Source organism: Kistimonas scapharcae (assembly GCF_039540975.1).
GTDB lineage: Bacteria > Pseudomonadota > Gammaproteobacteria > Pseudomonadales > Endozoicomonadaceae > Kistimonas > Kistimonas scapharcae.
Map to the genome: position 1 here is coordinate 1 of NZ_BAABFL010000166.1, position 671 is coordinate 671.

Below are 671 nucleotides of genomic sequence, written 5' to 3' on the forward strand. Positions count from 1 at the left end.
GAGAACGTGATCGGCGGCAGCGGCAACGACACCCTGACCGGCACGGACAGCACGACGGTGGGCAATGCCCTGACCGGCGGCGCGGGGGATGACACCCTGACCGGCGGCGCCGGGGACGACACCCTGGACGGCGGCACCCACGGGGTGAACGGTGACACGGTGGCCTTCAAGGACGGCACCAACGGTGTCACGGCGAACCTGTCGACGAACTCGGCCACGGACAGCGAGGGTGGCAGCGACACCCTGCAGAATATCGAGAACCTGACCGGCACCAGCGGCAACGACAGCCTGACCGGTGACGGCAACGCCAACACACTGATGGGGATGGGCGGTGACGACACCCTGGTGGGCGGTGCCGGCAACGATACCCTGAATGGTGGCGAGGGCGGCGAGACCAACGGTGACACGGCGGACTACAGCGCGGCGACGGCGGGCCAGGACCTCAACATCAACCTGACCAGCAGCACGGCGACGGACCAGTTCGGCGCGACGGATACCCTGCAGAACATCGAGAACGTCACCGGCGGTGGCGGCGATGACACCCTGACCGGTGACAGCAGCGCCAACGTGCTGACCGGTGGCGGGGGCGATGACATCCTGATGGGCGGCACCGGCGCGACGACCGGCAATGACACCCTGGACGGCGGCGCCCACGGCGCCAATGGCGACAC

The 671-nt window shown here is 68.9% G+C and carries 1 protein-coding gene; it reads left to right on the forward strand.

Annotated features, from left to right (window positions below):
- The coding region (locus ABD892_RS10205) for a calcium-binding protein (RefSeq protein WP_345195517.1) at positions 1-671 on the forward strand (671 nt) is incomplete at both ends.